The following is a 17,379-nucleotide window of genomic DNA, read 5'->3' as shown; positions in this document are numbered from 1 at the left end:
GCCGCTGATGACTCAGCCGCCCGAACAGCCGCCGTCCGGCGGTTACGGAGCGCCGCCGAACCAACCGCCACAGCCACCGTCCGGCGGCTTCGGCGCTCCCGTTCCGCCGACGCCCGGCTACGGCTACCCGCAGCAGCAACAGCCGGGTCCCTACGGCTCCGGCCCCTACGGCCATCCGCAGCAACCGGGTCCGTACGGTCAGCCGCAGCAGCCCGGTCCCTACGGTCAGCAGCCCCAACAGCCCGGTCCGTACGGCGGCCACGGCTACCCCCCGCCCCCGCCACCGCAGTTCGCCCCGCCCCAGCCCCCCTCCGGCCGCGGTCCCTTCAAGGGCAGGCCCGCCCTGCTGATCGCGGCGGCGGTCGCCGGTCTGCTGGTCGTCGGCGGCACGGTGTGGGCGGTCACCGGCGGCGGTGACGACAAGAAGCCGGTGGCGGAGAAGAGCGGCAGCCCCACGGCCACCGGAACGAGCGGCGCCGACGACCCCGCCAACCCCGGTGACGGCAGCGGCGACGGCGGCAAGGACCCGGAGAACCTGAACGAGGGCCGCAAGTCCGGCGAGGCGAAGGTGCTCTGGTACAAGGAGGCGCCGGACGCGCCCGGTTCCGGCGCCGACGCCCCCGGCATGTGGATCACCGGCAGGACGGCGGTGAAGGCCGCGTACAAGGAGGTCGTCGCCTACAACGTCGGTGACGGCAACCCGACCTGGCCCACGATCACCTTCCCGCAGAAGATCTGCGCGGTCACCCCGGAGAAGTCGGCCGACGGCAAGATCGTGGTGGCGTACATGAGCGGTGTCAGCGACAGCGCCAAGTGCAACCACCTCCAGCAGCTCGACCTGAACACCGGGGCGAAGGGCTGGACCGCGACCGTCGCGGACGGCGACCTGTTCGACAGCGCGCTCAGCATCGGGCTGACCGTCACCGGCAAGACCTTGATGGTGGGCCGCTCGCAGTCGGGCGTGGCCTACGACCTCGCCACCGGCAAGCAGCTGTACGAGAAGAAGAAGTACGGCGCGGCCTGTTTCCCGTCCGCGTTCGCGGGTGGCAGCAAGCTGCTCGTGGTCTCGTCCTGCGGGGCGGGCTCCGCCACCGAGCACGACGAGGTGCAGGAACTCGACCCGGCGACCGGCAGGACCAAGTGGACGAAGGCGATCCCCAAGGGCTGGACGGTGTCCCATGTGTACTCCGTGGACCCGGTCGTCCTCTACATGACCGACTCGGACGACAAGCACTGGAACATCTCGACGCTGAAGAGCGACGGTTCGGTGCGCTCGCAGGTCGACTCCAAGGCGTCCTTCGCACCCGGCTGCGGCACCTTCGACGACGATCTGCAGGGCTGCGCGGACGTCGCGGTCGACGCGAACACCCTCTACCTTCCGACCGCCGCGACGACCGGTCCCAACCAGATCGTCGCGATCGACCTCGCCACCGGCAAGGAGAAGTGGCGCGTCAAGTCCCCCGCGGACGAGTCGATGCTGCCGGTCAGGGCCGAGGGCGGAAAGCTCATCGCCTATGTCGAGGCCGCCTACGACGCGGGCGGCCAGGTCGTGTCCGTCCCGACGACCGGCTCCTCGCACACCACGACGAAGCTGTTGCAGATGCCGGCGGGCACCGCGCGGATCGAGTCGAGCTTCTTCTCCCGGGACGTCGACTACGTCGACGGGCGCTTCTACATCTCGTCGACCCGGCTTAACGGCAATGACGACACGAAGGAGAAGTTGATGCTCGCCTACGGCAAGTGACGCCTTCCGCCGTCCTGTTCGCCTCCGTCGACCGTCCCCGAGGTACTCGTCATGACCCAGCCGCCCCCGCCCCCGCCGAACCAGCCCCCGCAGCAGGGCGGCTTCGGCCCGCCCCAGGACCAGCCCCCGCAGCAGCCCCCGCCCCCACCGGGCTACGGCTACCCGCAGGCACCGCCCCCGCCCCCGCCGCAGCAGCCGGGCTACGGCTACCCCGGACAGCAGCCCAACCCGTACGCCCAGCCCCCGCAGCAGCCGTACGGGCAGCAGCCCAACCCCTATGGCCAGCAGCCCGGTTACGGCTACCCGGGGCCGGGCGGGCCCGGTCAGCCGACCATGCCCCTGCACCCGCAGCCGGGCGGCGGCGGACGGAAGTTCGGGGCGTCCGCGGTGATCATCACCGCCGCGGTCGTGGCGATCGCGCTGATCGTCGGCGGCGGGATCTGGTACTCGTCCTCGTCCGGAAAGGACGACAAGGCCGACGACAAGAAGACCACCGCGGACTCGACTCCCTCCGACAGCAAGGGCGGTACGACTTCGGGCGGCAAGGAGAAGGCGCCCGCCGCCACCGCCTCCAAGGTCCTCTTCCAGGTCCCGATGCCCAAGGTCAGCGACACCATGGTGACCTCCGGCTCCTGGCTCACCGGCAAGGTGTACGCCAAGAGCGGGGCCGCCGAGGTCGACGGCTACGACCGCGACTCCGGCGCCAAGCTTTGGACGATCAAACTTCCCGGCCCGGTCTGCCAGGCCACGAAGAACACCACCACCGACGGCAGGACGGCGATCATCTACGAGCCCGCCATGCCGACCAAGGCCAAGCCCTCGAACGGCTGCAGCCAGATCGCCGCGCTCGACCTGAACGCGGGCACCAAACTGTGGACGAAGACCGCCGACTCCGGTGACCAGCCGATCAGTTTCGAGAACGTCACCGTCAGCGCCAACACGGTCGCCGTCGGCAGCACCGACGGCGGCGCCGCCTTCGACCTCGCCACCGGCAAGGTCCTGTGGAGCCCCAAGGTCGCCGACTGCTACGACGCCGGCTACGGCGGCGGCGCCAAACTGGTCGCGGTGCGCAGGTGCGGAACGTACGACTCGCCCACCCTGCACATCCAGACCATCGACCCGGTCTCCGGGAAGGTGCTCTCGGACTACAAGATGGCCCAGGGCATCGAGTACGCCAGCATCGTCTCGACCGACCCGCTGGTCGTCGCGGCCGACGTCGGCGACAGCGCGGGCGACGGCAGCGGTATCTCCGACTTCTTCTCCATCGACAACAGGACCGGCGCGCTGCGCGCCCACATCTCGGCGCCGGGCAAGCAGTACGCGGCCCGCTGCGACGGCATCACCCGCGTCGAGTACTGCACCGAACTCGCCGTAGGGAACGACCGGTTGTACGTGCCGACCGAGGAGCACGACGGCTCCGGCGACTCCTACAGCAAGACCAACGAGATCGTCGCCTTCGACCTCGCCTCCGGCAAGCAGACCGGTCAGCGCGCCGACGCGGGCGACGGCTACACCATCACCCCGCTGCGCATGGACGGCAGCAACCTGCTCGCCTACAAGTCCCCGCCCTACGACAAGGGCGGCCAGATCGTCAGCATCGACGGCAACTCCTTCAAGGAGACGACGCTGCTGGAGAACCCGAGCACCGAGACCGTGCGGGACGCGGAGACCAGCTTCCTGCCGGACTACGCGGAGATCCTCTACTCGCAGGGCCATCTGTACATGTCGGCGGTCTACGCGGACAAGCCCTCGTCGTCCTCCACCGGCGACAAGGACCTGGCGATCGCCTTCGGCGCAACAGGCTGAACCACCACCCCCGTTCACCCTCTCCTTCACCACCCCCATCACCCGTGAATGCCCCGGAATGCGAAAAATTCCGTCGATCCGGGGCACTTCTCTCCAGTAGGGGCAGCGCAACGTCGAACAAGCGTGTAGCTTCCGGGGGCATGAAGGACGGGGGTGCTGGGGGCCCTCTGTTCTTGGGGACCAGTGGGCATCCATAGTGGGCATCCATTGGGGGGACTGGGGGGTTGCTCGATGGGAGTGCGGCTGATGGTGGTCGACGACCACCGACTGCTCGCCGAGGCACTGGCCTCGGCGCTGAAGCTGCGGGGACACCGGGTGCTGGCTGCCGCCGCGCCCGCGGCGGGCGCGGCGGAACTGGTGATCGCCCGCGCACCCGAGGTGTGCCTGCTGGGTACGGCGACACCGGCCGAGCCGGGCATCTTCGACCCGGTGGTGAAGATCAAGCGGGAACGCCCGCAGGTGGCGGTCCTGGTCCTCGGCCCGGTCCCGAGCCCCCGCGGCATCGCGGCGGCCTTCGCGGCCGGCGCCTCGGGCTACGTCCGCCACGACGAGCGCATAGAGGGCGTGGAGCGCGCCATCATGAAGGCCAGGGCGGGCGAGGCGGCCGTAGCACCGCAGTTGCTGCAGGGAGCCTTCAGCGAGCTCCTCAACCCGGCGGCCCAACCCGACGACGAGGGCCAGCGGCTGTTGCAGATGCTCACGCCGAGGGAGGTGGAGGTCCTGGTCAGGGTGGCGGACGGGGAGGACACCCGGCTGATCGCGGCCGGCATGGGCATAGCCCCGTCGACGGCCCGCACCCATGTGCAGCGGGTGCTGATGAAGCTGGGGGTGGGTTCGCGGCTGGAGGCGGCGGCGCTGGCGGCGCGGACGGGGCTGCTGGACCGGGCGGGCCCGGTGAACAATGCGGCGGGCCGGGACGCGTAGTGGATCAGCGGTGGGTGCGGGAGGAATCCCGCGTCGCGTGGGAGGCCATGAGCAGGCACGAACACGCGGTTGTCGTGCGGGCGGTCCGCAAGGGCGAGGCGACAGAGGACCCTGCCATCGCGCTGGTGGCGCTGCACTGGGCCTGGGCCGTCATCGGCCCGCTCGGAGCACGCAGACGCTACCCCTGGGGAGGCGCCTTCCTGGATGTCAGGCCCACTGCTTTCCTCACCGACATCTACGACGGCACCCCGCGCAACGACGTCCGCACGTACGTCCGCCGCGATGCCCGGAGGGTCGAGGCGGCGTATCTACCGTTCCTGGAGGCGCTGGGCGTGGAAACGGGCCAAAGGTGACCCCCAGGGGCGCGGGGCTGTGACATGTGCGGCTCCGCCGCGTGGGCGCGACCAGCCACAGCCCACCCGCACCCGGCAGACGACCTAAGCCCCTTCGTCCTCCTCCGCGACCTCCGCCAGTTCCACCGGAGGTGTCGGCCGCAACTTCAGCCACCCCAGGAAGAAGATCCCGAGCAGCAGCATCGCGATCCCGGTCCACAGGTTGATGTTGACGCCCTCGGACTTGTGCAGCGACGAGTCCGACGGGTTGATCCCGGCGATCGTGACGATCACGCCGTAGACGACGAACAGACCGCCGATGATCAGCCGCAGGTCGAACAGTCGGGACGCGGTCGTCGACCTGCCCTCCAGCTCGGTGACCTCGCGCTGGACGTCCTTCTCGGAGTATCCGGAGTCTTCAGACATGGTCTCTCAATCCTCCCGCGGCTAGAACGCGAACGGGATGTAGCAGAGGGCGGCCAGGACCACCGCGCCCCAGCCGAGCAGGGCCGGCCGGCGGTACCACGCGTCGTCACCCGCGGCGGGCGGCTCGGTCATCCCGGGGGACGTGGTGCCGTAGACCAGGCCCTCGAGCTGTTCGGCCGGCTTGGGCCGGGTGAAGAGGGACACGGCGAACATGACCACCGCGCCGGCGACGAACCCGGCGATCGCGGAGACGAAGTTGGCGCCCTGGTCGGAGGGGATGGAGATGATCCCCTGCTTGTAGATCCAGAAGTAGTTCAGCATCGCGGTGACCGTGCCCGCGAGCAGCCCCCAGAAGCCGGACTTCGGGGTGGCCTTCTTCCAGAACATGCCGACGATGAAGACGACGAACATCGGCACGTTGAAGAAGGAGAACAGCGTCTGGAGGTAGCTCATGATGTTCGAGAAGGACGACGCCAGGAACGCCGTGCCCACCGACGCCGCCACGCCGAGCACCGTGATCAGGCGGCCGAAGCCGACGTAGTACTCGTCCGCGCGGTGCCTGACGACGTACTTGGCCCAGATGTCGTTGGTGAACACGGTGTTGAAGGACGACACGTTGGCCGCCATACCGGCCATGAAGGCCGCCAGCAGACCGGTCACCGCGATGCCGAGGACGCCGTTGGGCAGCAGTGTCCTCATCAAGTAGGGGATCGCGTGGTTGTACTGCAGGTAGTAGCCGGGCGTGCCGATCTTCGGGACCAGCGCCTCGGCGACCAGGCCCGGGATCATCACCAGGAAGACGATGAAGACCTTGGGGTACGCGGCGATCAGCGGGGTGCGCTGGGCGGCGGACAGGTTCTTCGCGGAGAGGGCACGCTGCACCTCGGCGAAGTTGGTCGTCCAGTAGCCGAAGGACAGCACGAAGCCGAGGCCGAGCACGATGGTCAGCCAGTTCGCGCCGAGCGGGTTGGCGCTGCCGATGCCGGTGCCGCCCCACGCGGTGGTGAAGTTGTGGCCGTGGGTCGCGTCGAGCTTGTGGGTCAGCCCGTCCCAGCCGCCGACCTTCTTCAGGCCGAGGTAGGAGATGGGGATGAGGGCCGCGAGGATCACGAAGAACTGGAGCACTTCGTTGTAGATCGCGGACGACAGCCCGCCGAGGGTGATGTACGCCAGCACGAAGGCCCCGGCGACCACGATCGCCACCCACTGCGGCCAGCCCAGCAGCGCCTCGACGACGATCGCGAGGGCGTACAGGTTCACACCGGCGATCAGAATGGCGGCGAAGGCGAACAGGAACGAACTCAGCAGGTGTGCCCACTTGTCGAAGCGCAGCAGCAGGAACTCGGGGACCGAGCGCACCTTCGACCCGTAGTAGAAGGGCATCATCACCAGGCCGAGGAAGACCATGGCGGGGATGGCGCCGATCCAGTACCAGTGCACGGTGTAGGCGCCGTACTGCGCGCTGTTGGCGGCCATGCCCAGGATCTCGGTGGCGGCCAGGTTGGCGGAGATGAAGGCGAGACCGGTGATCCAGGCGGGCAGGGAACGCCCGGAGAGGAAGAAGTCGAGGCTCGTCTTCACCGATCTGCGGGCGGCCAGACCGATGCCGAGGACGACGACGAAGTAGATCGCCAGGATCGTGTAGTCGAGCCCGTTGGTGGGGAGACGGAGCTCGGCGGCGAGGGAGGTGGGGGGCTGCAGAGTCTGCATCAAGCGCTCACCTTGTTTGATGTTCTTCGGTTGGTGTTCTTTGTTTGATTTTGATGGTGACGGCTGGGGGGATCGGTGGTTTGATGTGTTTAGTTCTGTGTGAAGCCCGGATGCGGCGTGGATGTACGTACGGATGGAGAGCCCGGCGTGAAGAAGACCTCGACCCGGTTGGCCGACGGTCGTGAGCTCATCTACTACGACCTGAGGGACGACACCGTGCGCGACGCGGTGGACCGCCGCCCCCTGGAGCGCACGGTCACCACTTCGGAGGTACGGCGGGACGTGCTGCTCGGCGACTCGGTGGCGATCGCCTCGCACCGCCAGGGCCGCATCTACCACCCGCCGGCCGACCAGTGCCCGCTCTGTCCGACGACGGGCGACCGGCTGAGCGAGATCCCGGACTCCTCGTACGACGTCGTCGTGTTCGAGAACCGTTTCCCCTCGCTGGCGGGCGACTCCGGCCGCTGCGAGGTGGTCTGCTTCACCTCGGACCACGACGCGTCCTTCGCCTCGCTGACCGAGGAGCAGGCGGCCCTCGTCCTGGAGGCGTGGACGGACCGGACGTCGGAGCTGTCGCACCTGCCCTCGGTCGAGCAGGTCTTCTGCTTCGAGAACCGCGGCGAGGAGATCGGCGTCACGCTCGGCCATCCCCACGGTCAGATCTACGCCTATCCGTTCACCACCCCGCGCACCGCCCTGATGCTGCGTTCACTCGCGGCCCACAAGGAGGCGACCGGCGGGGAGAACCTCTTCGACGCCGTCCTGGAGCGTGAACTCGCCGGTGAGCGGGTCGTCCTTGAGGGTGAACACTGGGTGGCCTTCGTGCCGTACGCCGCGCACTGGCCCTACGAGGTCCACCTGTATCCCAAGCGCCGCGTGCCCGATCTGCTCGGTCTGGACGAGGCGGCCCGCACAGAGTTCCCCAAGGTCTATCTGGAACTCTTGAGGCGCTTCGACCGGATCTTCGGTGAGGGCGAGTCTCCGACGCCGTACATCTCCGCCTGGCACCAGGCGCCGTTCGGCACGCTGGAGGAGTTCGAGGGTGTGAGCAGGGACGACTTCGCGCTCCACCTTGAGCTTTTCACCATTCGCCGCACTTCCGGCAAGCTGAAGTTTCTCGCGGGTTCTGAGTCCGGCATGAGCGTGTTCATCAACGACGTGCCGCCCGAGCGCGCGGCCGAGCGACTGCGAGAGGTAGCGAGTTGATGAGCGGTAAGTACCTGGTGACGGGCGGGGCGGGTTACGTCGGCAGCGTGGTCGCCCAGCACCTGCTGGAGGCGGGCCACGAGGTCACCGTCCTGGACAACCTCTCGACGGGCTTCCGCGAGGGAGTACCGGCGGGTGCTTCTTTCATCGAGGGCGACATCCGCGACGCCGCCAAGTGGCTGGACTCCTCCTACGACGCCGTCCTCCACTTCGCCGCGTTCTCCCAGGTCGGCGAGTCCGTCGTCAAGCCCGAGAAGTACTGGGAGAACAACGTCGGCGGCTCGATGGCCCTGCTCGCGGCGATGCGCGAGGCCGGAGTCCGCAAGCTGGTCTTCTCCTCCACGGCGGCCACGTACGGCGAGCCGGAGGAGGTCCCGATCGTCGAGACCGCCCGCACCTCCCCGACCAACCCCTACGGCGCCTCCAAGCTGTCGGTCGACTTCATGATCACGAGCGAGGCGGCGGCGCACGGCCTGGGCGCGGTCTCCCTCCGCTACTTCAACGTGGCGGGCGCGTACGGCAGTTGCGGCGAGCGGCACGACCCGGAGTCGCACCTGATCCCGTTGGTGCTGCAGGTCGCGCAGGGCAAGCGGGACGCGATCTCCGTCTACGGCGACGACTACCCGACGCCGGACGGCACCTGCGTCCGCGACTACATCCACGTGGCGGACCTGGCCGACGCGCACCTGCTGGCGCTCAAGGCGGCCACTCCCGGCGAGCACCTGATCTGCAACCTGGGCAACGGCGAGGGCTTCTCCGTCCGCCAGGTCATCGAGACGGTCCGCCAGGTCACCGGGCACCCGATCCCCGAGGTCGTCGCCCCGCGCCGCGGCGGTGACCCGGCGTCCCTGGTCGCCTCGGCGACCCGCGCCAAGGAGCGCCTCGGCTGGAACCCGACCCGCGCGGACCTCGCGGGCATTGTCGCGGACGCGTGGGCGTTCGCGCAGAACGTATCGAACTGATCGAAGGGCTAGGGGATCACACGTGGGTGTACTTGAGGGCTTCGAGGAGCTGTACGGCACCGCTCCCGAGGGCGTCTGGGCCGCGCCGGGCCGGGTCAACCTGATCGGCGAGTACACCGACTTCAACGAGGGCTTCGTGATGCCGCTCGCCCTGCCGCACACGGCGGTGGCGGCGGTGTCGCGCCGTACGGACGGCATCCTGCGCCTCCACTCGGCGGACATCGAGGGCCCGGTGGTGGAACTGCACGTGGACGAACTGGCCCCGCGCACGAACACGAGCTGGGCCGCGTACCCGGCGGGCGTGGTCTGGGTGTTGCGCGAGGCGGGCCATCAAGTCACCGGCGCGGACATCCACTTGTCGTCCACGGTCCCGACGGGCGCGGGCCTGTCCTCGTCGGCGGCGTTGGAGGTCGTCACGGCCCTGGCCCTGAACGACCTGTTCGAACTCGGCCTGACGGGCCCGGAGTTGGCGCGTTTCTCGCAGCGCGCGGAGAACGACTTCGTCGGCGTCCCCTGCGGCATCATGGACCAGACGGCCTCGGCCTGCGCCGAGGAGGGCCACGCGCTCCACCTCGACTGCCGCGACCTGTCGATCCGGCAGATCCCCTTCGACCTGGCGTCGGAGGGCCTGTCCCTCCTGGTCGTCGACAGCCGTGTGAAGCACGCCCTGGGCGACGGAGAGTACGCGGAACGCCGCGAGGGCTGCGAGGAGGGCGCCCGCCAGCTCGGCGTCCCCTTCCTGCGGGACGTGGCGTACGACGACCTGGAGTCGTCCCTGGCCCGCCTGTCCGACGAACGCATCCGCCGCTACGTCCGGCACGTGGTCTCCGACGACCACCGGGTCGACCAGGTGATCGCACTGCTCGACGCGGGCGAGGTCCGGGCGATCGGCCCGGTCCTCACCGAGGGCCACGCCTCCCTCCGCGACGATCTCCGCATCTCCTGCCCCGAGTTGGACCTCGTGGTCGACACGGCGGTCGGCGCCGGCGCCCTCGGCGCCCGCATGACGGGCGGCGGCTTCGGCGGCTCGGCGATCGTCCTGGTCGAGGCCACGGACACGGACACGGTCACGAAGGCGGTGGAGGAGGCGTTCGCGGGCGCCGGCTATACCGCGCCTCGGGTGTTTCCGGCGGTGCCTTCGGCGGGGGCTCGGCGGGTGGGGTGATCCGGGGACCTGGGCCTGGAATCCGCACTACGCTTCGCTTTGGTTGCCTCCCAAGTTGAGCGGTCTGCGGAAGCACCCCCTGCTTCAGACGTATCCCAGGAGTGATGTGTCCGACGCGGTCGACGCCGGCGACGAATTCGTGCGACTGGCCCAGGAGTCCGGCACTGCCCGCGGCGGACACCACAACCACAACTACGTGCTGCCTCTCACGGAAGACATGGCCCGGCTCGGCGGAAGCAAGCCGGGCACCCGGGCACCCGTGTACTCGTGCGCGTTCCGCGGCCGGACGCAGTCCTGGTAGTGATCAGGACCTGGCCCGAGGCGCAGCTCCTGCGCTCGCTCAGAGGCGTGCTGCCCCACGTACCGCGGTGCCTGGCCAGTACCGCGACGGCGACCGTGCTCAGCTACGTCGAGGGCGTCCCGCTGTCCCGTGTCTGCCCGAACGGTCACCCTGTGGACCACTTGCACATTGCGGACCTGGCCCAACTCCTTGCCCGGACAACCCAGGTACGCCGGGAGGCGTTGCCGGAACTGCCCGACTGCTGGCCCGGCGACGACCAGGAAAGCCAGGGCTCCCTTCGCACCCTGACACGCTTGGCCGACCGTCAGATCCGCCGGCCCAACTGGTCAGCGCACGGGGGCCTGTTCACCGCGTTGGGCGTGCCGGAAGACGTGCTGTCCCGAATGGCCGCGAACGTACCGGCCATGACCCGCCGTCCCTACGGCCTGCTGCACGGAGACCTGCACCGCGACAACGTCGTCCTGACGGCCGACGGCGATCCCCGCATGATCGCCGTCGACTGGGAGCTCGCGACATACGGCGACCCCCTGTACGACCTTGCCACCCACCTGATCCGCATGCGCTACCCGGAGCTCCAGCAGGAAACTGTGATCACGGCATGGGCCGAAGCCATGGAGTCGACCGTGCCGGCCGCGACCAAAGGCATGGACAGAGACCTGCCGCACTACCTCGCCTTCGAGCGGGCCCAGTCGGTCTTCCCCGATGTCATAAGAGCCGCGCGATCGCTACGGCAAGCTCCGCAGCGGGAACGCACGCCGGACGAACTCCTGCATGCCGCAGAGTCGGCCGTACGGCACGCACTCCAAGTCGGCGCGAAGCCTCTTGGCCTGCGGGATCTTCCCAGCGAAGCCAAGGTGCGCGACGTCCTATACCGCTGGCAGGAATCAGGCCCGGACGGACCGGCTGGCCCAGGAAACGATGTCCGCGACCACACAAATCCCGTCGAAGCCGGGCTGGCTCGCTGAAGACACTCCGCTCAGTCTCCTTGGACGCGGGCGTGCAGATGCATGTCGTGGTGGCCGTCGTCATGAAGGGCCGCGCTGCGCTTGGTGCCTTCCAACAGGTAGCCGGACTTGGTGGCGACCCTGCACGAGGCGTGGTTGCGGGTGGAGTGGTCCAACTCCAGCCGGTGGAAGCCGATTTCGTCCAGGGCCCAGCTACTGAGCGCGGCAAGGCCGCGTGAAGCGACACCCGCGCCGCGGGCGGTCGGAAGGACCCAGTAGGCCGCTCCGGCTGTGCCGTCGTCGAAGTCCAGACCGCGCACCGCCATCCGGCGTGTGCCACCGGCGGATCTCACGGTCGCGATAGGCGGACAGGAATGCCGGTGCGTCCCGGTTCTCCCAGGGACGCAGCAACAGGCCCCCGGCGACGGGGAGTACGGGTTGAGGGGAGCCACCGAGCAGGCCCGAGGCGATGACGGGCGGCGTCGACAGGGCGCGAGTCATGACTCGCGGTCGCCCGAAGCCGACCACCCACGTCAACCCCTGAACTCCTCGGCTCACCCCAGCCGCTTCGTGAGCGTGTACTCCGTAACCCCCGGCGGATAGTCCGGGATCACGCACACCACCTCATAGCCCTGCTTCTTGTAGAAGTCCGGTGCCTGGAAGTCCCACGTCTCCAGTCGGGCCGCCGCACAGGCACGCTCCTCGTGGGCGATGCGCTCCGCCTCCGCGAGCACCCGGGAGCCCAGTCCCGCCCCCCGGTGTCGGCCGTCCACCCACAGATACGTCACGTGGAGCCAGTCCGCCCAGGTGTGGCAGACCGCTCCGGCCGCGAGGGCGCCCGTGGTGTCCAAAGCCCAGACGTGAAGCGGAACTTCACGTTCGCGAGGGGTTCCGCGCAGGGCCCGCAGTACCGGGGACGCGGCCGTGTTGGTTTCGAGCAGCCGGGCGCGGAGCAGATCGCGTCGCTCCCTGTCGACTTCCGTCTCAATACGAAACATGCGGCTCACCATAAACGGGCCGGACAGTCAGTTCTGCAAATTAGCTTCCGCTGCTGCGCCCCGGCCGTACCCTGTGAACAGCGCCGGTGGGGGCCGGTGCTGATCAGGGGGCGAGACAAGTCGGGTACGACGCCCGATGTGGGGGTAGCAGTCTCTGCACGGCGGCGGCCGTGCGGCTTCGGCCGCTCCCGGGCGTCGTACCCGCAACCAACTCTTCGTCTCCCGACGATGAGGTATCCCCTGCTCCACCAGGAGCCTGGGGAAGGGGGTTTCGTGGTTCGCATCCGAGTCCTGGTCGTCGACGACCATCGCATCTTCGCCGAGTCGCTCGCCGCGGCACTGGCGGCCGAGCCCGATGTCGACGTGTCCGCGGCCGGCAGTGGTCCCGCCGCGCTGCGCAGCATGGAGCGCGCGAACGCAGAGGGCCGCAGATTCGACGTCCTGCTGGTGGACGCCGACCTGGGCGGCAATGTGCAGGGCATCCGGCCCGCCGTGCCCGTGCAGGCGGGCAACGAGGACGGGCTGGTGGACGGGATCTCCCTGGTCGCCGGGGTCCGTTCCGCCCAGCCGAGCGTTCGGATGGTCGTACTGGCGGAGAAGGACGATCCGCGCCGGGCCGCGCTGGCCCTGCAGGCCGGAGCCTCCGGCTGGGTCGCCAAGGACTGCTCGCTGTCCAGGCTTTTAACCGTCATCCGAGGTGTCCTGCGCGACGAGACGCATCTGCCGCCGGCCCTGCTCACCGGGGTCCTGCGCGAGTTGACGGCCGCGCGCAAGCACCGCACCGAGAGCGAGCGCCTGGTGGAGTCGCTGACTCCGCGGGAGCGCGAGGTGCTGCGCTGCATGGTGGCCGGGCTGGGGCGCAAGGCCGTTGCCGAGCGGTTGTTCCTTTCCCCGCACACAGTCCGGACGCATATGCAAAACGTGCTCGGCAAGTTGGGGGTCCATTCGACCCTCGCTGCGGTGGCTCTGGCGAGGCGTGCCGGGGTCGGACCCGTCGACCTAGCCGGGGATGTTGTCGAACGGGGCGGTCAACTGGCGTAGCAGTCCGGCCAGTTCGCTCCGCTGGGCGCGGGAGAGTTCCGCGAGGATCGCGCGCTCCTGCGCCAGCAGTCCGGCCAGGGCCTGATCCGCGCGGTCCTGGCCCTCCTCGGTGAGCCGGACCAGTACGCCCCGGCGGTCGCTGGGGTCGGGAAGCCGTTCGACCAGGCCCTTCTTCGCCAGGCGGTCGATACGGTTCGTCATCGTGCCGGACGTGACCAGGGTCTGCGTCAGCAGCTGGCCGGGGGAGAGCTGGTAGGGGCTGCCCGCGCGCCTCAGCGCCGTCAGCACGTCGAACTCCCAGGGTTCCAGGCTGTGCTCGGCGAAGGCCAGCCGGCGGGCCCGGTCCAGGTGCCGGGCCAGCCTGCTCACCCGGCTGAGCACCTCAAGTGGCTCCACGTCGAGGTCCGGGCGCTCCCGGCGCCACGCTGCGACAAGCCGATCGACCTCGTCCTCCATGACGATCAGTGTAATGGTTGTGTCGACATGAAGTCTCTTGATATCAACTAACTCGATTCAAAGTCTCTTGACATCGAGATAACTGGGCGGGGAGAGTGGAAGACATGACGACGACTTGGGACCCCGCCCAGTACCTGCGGCACGCCGATCACCGCGCCCGCCCGTTCACCGACCTCCTCGCCCGCGTCACCGACGTCCCCGGCACCCCGCCCCGCATCGCCGACCTCGGCTGCGGCCCCGGCAACGTGACCACCGTCCTCGCCGAGCGCTGGCCCACCGCGCACATCACCGGCTACGACAACTCGCCCGAGATGCTCGCGAAGACCGAGCCCTACGCCGGCCCCACCCCCGGTGGCGGCCGGCTGGACTTCGCCCACGCGGACGCCACGACCTGGACGCCCACCGAGCCGTACGACCTGATCGTGTCGAACGCGGCGCTGCAGTGGGTACCGGGCCACCTGGACCGCTTCGGCGACTGGGTCTCCGCGCTCACACCCGGCGGCACCTTCGCCTTCCAGGTGCCGGACAACATCGACGCGCCCCTGCACGCCCTGATGCGCGAACTCGCCGCAACCGCCCGCTGGAAGAGCCGTCTCGGTGAGGTCCTCCGGCACGAGGACTCGGTGCACGCACCCGGCGTCTACCTCGACCGCCTGGCCCGCCTCGGCTGCGCGGCGGACGTCTGGCAGACGACGTACCAGCACATCCTGCCCGGCCCCGACCCTGTCCTCGACTGGGTCAAGGGCACCGGCCTGCGCCCGGCCCTCACCGCCCTCGCCGACGACCCGGAGGCGCGGGACGCGTTCGTCACCGAGTACCGCGACCTGCTCCGCGAGGCGTACCCGACGGCGGAGTACGGCACGGTGCTCCCGTTCCGGCGGCTCTTCGCGGTGGCCCGCAAGGGGGTGTGAGCGGTGCTCGCGGCTGTGGATCATGTGCAGCTGGCGGCCCCGGAGGGTTCGGAGGACGCGCTGCGCGCCTACTACGTCGGTGTCCTCGGCATGACCGAGATTCCGAAGCCGCCCGTGTTGGCGGCGCGGGGCGGGTGCTGGTTCGGGGCGGGGGCGGTCCAGCTCCACCTGGGGATCGAGGCCGACTTCCGCCCGTCGGCCAAGGCCCACCCCGGGCTCCGGGTCGTCGACCTCGAGGCGTACGCGGGCCGGTTGGCGGCCCGCGGGGCGAAGGTCGTCTGGGACGGGGATCTGCCGGGACACCGGCGCTTCTACTCGGAGGATCCGGTGGGGAACCGGCTGGAGTTCCTGGAACCGGAAGGCTGAACGGCGTTTGTCCGCCGCGATCGCGGCTACCCGCGTTGTGACCGAGTTCCGATCCGACCGGGAGTGATGAACCGTGGCAAAGGACGAGAAGGCCAAGGCCAAGAAGGAACAGGTCAAGGGCAAGACCAAGGAGACCGTGGGCCGCGCCGTCGGCAACGAGACCATGAAGGCGAAGGGGCAGGCCGAGAAGTCCAAGGGGGACGCGCGGCAGGCCAAGGAGAAGGCGAAGGACGCCTTCAAGCGCTGACGCCGACGCCAGAAACGGTGAGGGGCCCCTGCCGGACGGCAGGGGCCCCTCACCGTGCTCAGCTCTTTCTGTGGCCTATCAGCCGAGGCTTCGCCTCCAGCCCGTCCAGCCCGTGCCAGGCCAGGTTCACCAGATGGGCCGCCACCTCCGCCTTCTTCGGGCGGCGGACGTCCAGCCACCACTGGCCGGTCAGGGCGACCATGCCGACGAGGGCCTGGGCGTAGAGGGGGGCGAGTTTGGCGTCGAAGCCGCGGCTCTTGAACTCGCGGCCCAGGATGTCCTCGACCTGCGTCGCGATGTCCGAGATCAGGGACGCGAAGGAACCCGTCGACTGGGGGATGGGGGAGTCGCGGACCAGGATGCGGAAGCCGTCCGTGTACTCCTCGATGTAGTCGAGGAGGGCGAAGGCCGCCTGTTCGCAGAGCTCGCGGGGATGGCCGGCGGTCAGGGAGCTGGTCACCATGTCCAGCAGGCGGCGCATCTCGCGGTCCACCACCACCGCGTACAGGCCCTCCTTGCCGCCGAAGTGCTCGTACACCACCGGCTTGGAGACTCCGGCCTTCGCCGCGATCTCCTCCACCGACGTGGCCTCGAAACCCTTCGCCGCGAAGAGCGTGCGACCGACTTCCAGCAGCTGGGCCCGGCGTTCGGCTCCCGTCATCCGGGTGCGGCGCGCGCGCCGGGGCTTCTCGTTGCCTGGGGTGCTGCTGGGATCGGTCGACACGGCGTCAATCATGCCGCCTCCGCCGACTCCTTCCGGGGCCGAGAGCTTTCCGGACCGGAGATACGGCGCGAATCGATACGCGAGCGTGACGGCCAGCGCACGTCATGGGCCCAGCCGAGCTGCTCGCACCAGCGGATGATCCGCGCCGAGGAGTCGAGCTGGCCACGCATCACACCGTGGCGCGCCGAGGTCGGGTCGGCGTGGTGCAGGTTGTGCCAGGACTCGCCGCAGGACAGGATCGCCAGCCACCACACGTTGCCCGAGCGGTCCCGGGACTTGAAGGGGCGCTTGCCGACCGCGTGGCAGATCGAGTTGATCGACCACGTGACGTGGTGCAGCAGCGCCACCCGGACGAGCGAACCCCAGAAGAACGCCGTGAACGCGCCCCACCAGGACATCGTCGCGAGGCCGCCGATCAGCGGGGGCAGCGCGAGCGACAGCATCGTCCAGAAGATGAACTGGCGGGAGATCGCCCGGATCGTGCGGTCCTTGATCAGGTCGGGCGCGTACTTGTCCTGCGGGGTGCGCTCCTCGTCGAACATCCACGCGATGTGCGCCCACCACAGGCCCTTGATCAGCGCCGGCACGGTCTCGCCGTAGCGCCACGGCGAATGCGGGTCGCCCTCCGCGTCGGAGAACTTGTGGTGCTTGCGGTGGTCGGCCACCCAGCGCACCAGCGGGCCCTCGACCGCCATCGACCCGGCGATCGCGATCGCGATCCGCAGCGGGCGCTTCGCCTTGAAGGAGCCGTGGGTGAAGTAGCGGTGGTAGCCGATCGTCACTCCGTGGCAGCCCAGGTAGTAGAAGAACACCAGCAGACCGAGGTCCAGCCAGCTCACCCCGCCCCAGCTCCAGGCCAGCGGCACCGCCGCGAGCAGGGCCAGGAACGGGACGGTGATGAAGAGGAGAAGAGTGACCTGTTCCAGCGATCCCTTCTTCTCGCCGCCCAGCGTGGCGGCGGGGAGCGGAGTGCCGTCGTCGTTCGCCCGCGGGGCGTCGTCGATCACATCGGAGCTCGTGGTCATGGGCGTCCCCTGTGGGGTTCGGAGGTGGAGGCGGAGCGTCGGACGGCGGGAGCCGAGTATGAGTTCAGCATGACTTCCCTACGGTTCCGTA

Annotated in this window: 18 protein-coding genes and 1 pseudogene; 12 read left to right on the top strand and 7 right to left on the bottom strand. The window is 69.3% G+C overall.

Features of this window, described 5'->3' with window-relative positions:
• Nucleotides 1-7 precede the first annotated feature (7 nt).
• From AB0I51_RS29525 to AB0I51_RS29510, 4 genes are all read left to right on the top strand, one after another.
• The gene (locus AB0I51_RS29525) at nucleotides 8-1,744 is read left to right on the top strand and encodes a PQQ-binding-like beta-propeller repeat protein (protein WP_362980247.1); all 1,737 of its coding nucleotides are present in this window, start codon (nucleotides 8-10) and stop codon (nucleotides 1,742-1,744) included.
• A gap of 51 nt (nucleotides 1,745-1,795) precedes the next feature.
• Complete coding sequence (locus AB0I51_RS29520; protein ID WP_362980245.1) at nucleotides 1,796-3,550, top strand: PQQ-binding-like beta-propeller repeat protein; 1,755 nt, start codon at nucleotides 1,796-1,798, stop codon at nucleotides 3,548-3,550.
• Nucleotides 3,551-3,781: 231 nt separating this feature from the next.
• Complete coding sequence (locus AB0I51_RS29515) at nucleotides 3,782-4,474, top strand: response regulator transcription factor (RefSeq protein ID WP_362980243.1); 693 nt, start codon at nucleotides 3,782-3,784, stop codon at nucleotides 4,472-4,474.
• A gap of 47 nt (nucleotides 4,475-4,521) precedes the next feature.
• A complete protein-coding gene (locus tag AB0I51_RS29510) occupies nucleotides 4,522-4,827 on the top strand; it encodes a hypothetical protein (protein WP_362980241.1) in 306 nt (101 codons plus the stop codon).
• Between the two features lie 84 nt (nucleotides 4,828-4,911).
• Here AB0I51_RS29510 and AB0I51_RS29505 read toward each other — a convergent pair whose 3' ends face one another.
• Together AB0I51_RS29505 and AB0I51_RS29500 are read right to left on the bottom strand one after the other, a co-directional pair.
• A complete protein-coding gene (locus tag AB0I51_RS29505; protein WP_362980239.1) occupies nucleotides 4,912-5,232 on the bottom strand; it encodes a hypothetical protein in 321 nt (106 codons plus the stop codon).
• Nucleotides 5,233-5,253: 21 nt separating this feature from the next.
• Complete coding sequence (locus AB0I51_RS29500; protein WP_362980237.1) at nucleotides 5,254-6,942, bottom strand: sodium:solute symporter family protein; 1,689 nt, start codon at nucleotides 6,940-6,942, stop codon at nucleotides 5,254-5,256.
• A 147-nt stretch (nucleotides 6,943-7,089) separates the two neighbouring features.
• On the opposite strand from AB0I51_RS29500, the gene galT reads away from it, so the two are divergent.
• From galT to AB0I51_RS29480, 4 genes are all read left to right on the top strand, one after another.
• Entirely contained in the window at nucleotides 7,090-8,148 is a 1,059-nt protein-coding gene (gene galT / locus AB0I51_RS29495; protein ID WP_362980235.1) for a galactose-1-phosphate uridylyltransferase, read from the top strand.
• Nucleotides 8,148-9,110 carry a UDP-glucose 4-epimerase GalE gene (gene galE, locus AB0I51_RS29490; RefSeq protein WP_362980233.1) on the top strand — a complete coding sequence of 321 codons (963 nt, stop codon included), beginning with the start codon at nucleotides 8,148-8,150 and terminating at the stop codon, nucleotides 9,108-9,110. Before galT ends, galE begins: the two co-directional genes overlap by 1 nt.
• 22 nt (nucleotides 9,111-9,132) lie before the next feature.
• Nucleotides 9,133-10,275 (top strand): galactokinase, encoded by a 1,143-nt coding sequence (gene galK / locus AB0I51_RS29485; protein WP_362980231.1) that lies wholly within the window; start codon nucleotides 9,133-9,135, stop codon nucleotides 10,273-10,275.
• A 135-nt stretch (nucleotides 10,276-10,410) separates the two neighbouring features.
• The gene (locus AB0I51_RS29480; protein WP_362980380.1) at nucleotides 10,411-11,541 is read left to right on the top strand and encodes an aminoglycoside phosphotransferase family protein; all 1,131 of its coding nucleotides are present in this window, start codon (nucleotides 10,411-10,413) and stop codon (nucleotides 11,539-11,541) included.
• Between the two features lie 11 nt (nucleotides 11,542-11,552).
• On the opposite strand, the pseudogene AB0I51_RS29475 reads toward AB0I51_RS29480, so the two are convergent.
• Both AB0I51_RS29475 and AB0I51_RS29470 read right to left on the bottom strand, forming a co-directional pair.
• Nucleotides 11,553-12,021: pseudogene (locus AB0I51_RS29475) on the bottom strand (GNAT family N-acetyltransferase).
• A 53-nt stretch (nucleotides 12,022-12,074) separates the two neighbouring features.
• The gene (locus tag AB0I51_RS29470; RefSeq protein WP_362980229.1) at nucleotides 12,075-12,530 is read right to left on the bottom strand and encodes an N-acetyltransferase; all 456 of its coding nucleotides are present in this window, start codon (nucleotides 12,528-12,530) and stop codon (nucleotides 12,075-12,077) included.
• A 261-nt stretch (nucleotides 12,531-12,791) separates the two neighbouring features.
• Between AB0I51_RS29470 and AB0I51_RS29465 the strand changes: the two genes are divergently transcribed.
• On the top strand, nucleotides 12,792-13,559 hold the full coding sequence (locus AB0I51_RS29465) for a response regulator transcription factor (RefSeq protein WP_019066623.1): 768 nt from the start codon (nucleotides 12,792-12,794) through the stop codon (nucleotides 13,557-13,559).
• Here the strand turns inward: AB0I51_RS29465 and tamR are convergent.
• Nucleotides 13,518-14,015, bottom strand: coding sequence for a MarR family transcriptional regulator TamR (gene tamR / locus AB0I51_RS29460; protein WP_362980227.1), 498 nt, complete (start codon nucleotides 14,013-14,015; stop codon nucleotides 13,518-13,520). The two genes, AB0I51_RS29465 and tamR, sit on opposite strands and share 42 nt — an antisense overlap.
• Nucleotides 14,016-14,119: 104 nt before the next feature.
• On the opposite strand from tamR, the gene AB0I51_RS29455 reads away from it, so the two are divergent.
• The 3 genes from AB0I51_RS29455 to AB0I51_RS29445 all read left to right on the top strand — a co-directional run bounded on the left by AB0I51_RS29455 (nucleotide 14,120) and on the right by AB0I51_RS29445 (nucleotide 15,539).
• Nucleotides 14,120-14,926 carry a trans-aconitate 2-methyltransferase gene (locus tag AB0I51_RS29455; protein WP_362980225.1) on the top strand — a complete coding sequence of 269 codons (807 nt, stop codon included), beginning with the start codon at nucleotides 14,120-14,122 and terminating at the stop codon, nucleotides 14,924-14,926.
• A 3-nt stretch (nucleotides 14,927-14,929) separates the two neighbouring features.
• The gene (locus tag AB0I51_RS29450) at nucleotides 14,930-15,292 is read left to right on the top strand and encodes a VOC family protein (protein ID WP_362980223.1); all 363 of its coding nucleotides are present in this window, start codon (nucleotides 14,930-14,932) and stop codon (nucleotides 15,290-15,292) included.
• 73 nt (nucleotides 15,293-15,365) lie between these two features.
• The gene (locus AB0I51_RS29445; protein WP_362980221.1) at nucleotides 15,366-15,539 is read left to right on the top strand and encodes a CsbD family protein; all 174 of its coding nucleotides are present in this window, start codon (nucleotides 15,366-15,368) and stop codon (nucleotides 15,537-15,539) included.
• A gap of 58 nt (nucleotides 15,540-15,597) precedes the next feature.
• Here AB0I51_RS29445 and AB0I51_RS29440 read toward each other — a convergent pair whose 3' ends face one another.
• Together AB0I51_RS29440 and AB0I51_RS29435 are read right to left on the bottom strand one after the other, a co-directional pair.
• Entirely contained in the window at nucleotides 15,598-16,275 is a 678-nt protein-coding gene (locus tag AB0I51_RS29440) for a TetR/AcrR family transcriptional regulator (RefSeq protein WP_362980219.1), read from the bottom strand.
• A complete protein-coding gene (locus AB0I51_RS29435; RefSeq protein WP_362980217.1) occupies nucleotides 16,272-17,288 on the bottom strand; it encodes an acyl-CoA desaturase in 1,017 nt (338 codons plus the stop codon). Before AB0I51_RS29435 ends, AB0I51_RS29440 begins: the two co-directional genes overlap by 4 nt.
• Between the last annotated feature and the right edge of the window lie 91 nt (nucleotides 17,289-17,379).

The organism is Streptomyces sp. NPDC050549, assembly GCF_040655035.1.
In the GTDB taxonomy this organism is placed as follows: Bacteria; Actinomycetota; Actinomycetes; order Streptomycetales; family Streptomycetaceae; genus Streptomyces.
Note: the sequence above shows the minus strand (reverse complement) of the source record. Positions and strands in the feature narration are given on the sequence as shown.

Excerpts from the sequence above, each read along its gene's own strand:
- AB0I51_RS29525 (WP_362980247.1), top strand. The coding sequence starts at position 8 with ATGACTCAGCCGCCCGAACAGCCGCCGTCCGGCGGTTACGGAGCGCCG.
- AB0I51_RS29520 (WP_362980245.1), top strand. The coding sequence starts at position 1,796 with ATGACCCAGCCGCCCCCGCCCCCGCCGAACCAGCCCCCGCAGCAGGGC.
- AB0I51_RS29515 (WP_362980243.1), top strand. The coding sequence starts at position 3,782 with ATGGGAGTGCGGCTGATGGTGGTCGACGACCACCGACTGCTCGCCGAG.
- AB0I51_RS29510 (WP_362980241.1), top strand. The coding sequence starts at position 4,522 with ATGAGCAGGCACGAACACGCGGTTGTCGTGCGGGCGGTCCGCAAGGGC.
- AB0I51_RS29505 (WP_362980239.1), bottom strand. The coding sequence starts at position 5,232 with ATGTCTGAAGACTCCGGATACTCCGAGAAGGACGTCCAGCGCGAGGTC.
- AB0I51_RS29500 (WP_362980237.1), bottom strand. The coding sequence starts at position 6,942 with ATGCAGACTCTGCAGCCCCCCACCTCCCTCGCCGCCGAGCTCCGTCTC.
- galE (WP_362980233.1), top strand. The coding sequence starts at position 8,148 with ATGAGCGGTAAGTACCTGGTGACGGGCGGGGCGGGTTACGTCGGCAGC.
- AB0I51_RS29470 (WP_362980229.1), bottom strand. The coding sequence starts at position 12,530 with ATGGTGAGCCGCATGTTTCGTATTGAGACGGAAGTCGACAGGGAGCGA.
- tamR (WP_362980227.1), bottom strand. The coding sequence starts at position 14,015 with ATGGAGGACGAGGTCGATCGGCTTGTCGCAGCGTGGCGCCGGGAGCGC.
- AB0I51_RS29455 (WP_362980225.1), top strand. The coding sequence starts at position 14,120 with ATGACGACGACTTGGGACCCCGCCCAGTACCTGCGGCACGCCGATCAC.
- AB0I51_RS29440 (WP_362980219.1), bottom strand. The coding sequence starts at position 16,275 with ATGATTGACGCCGTGTCGACCGATCCCAGCAGCACCCCAGGCAACGAG.
- AB0I51_RS29435 (WP_362980217.1), bottom strand. The coding sequence starts at position 17,288 with ATGACCACGAGCTCCGATGTGATCGACGACGCCCCGCGGGCGAACGAC.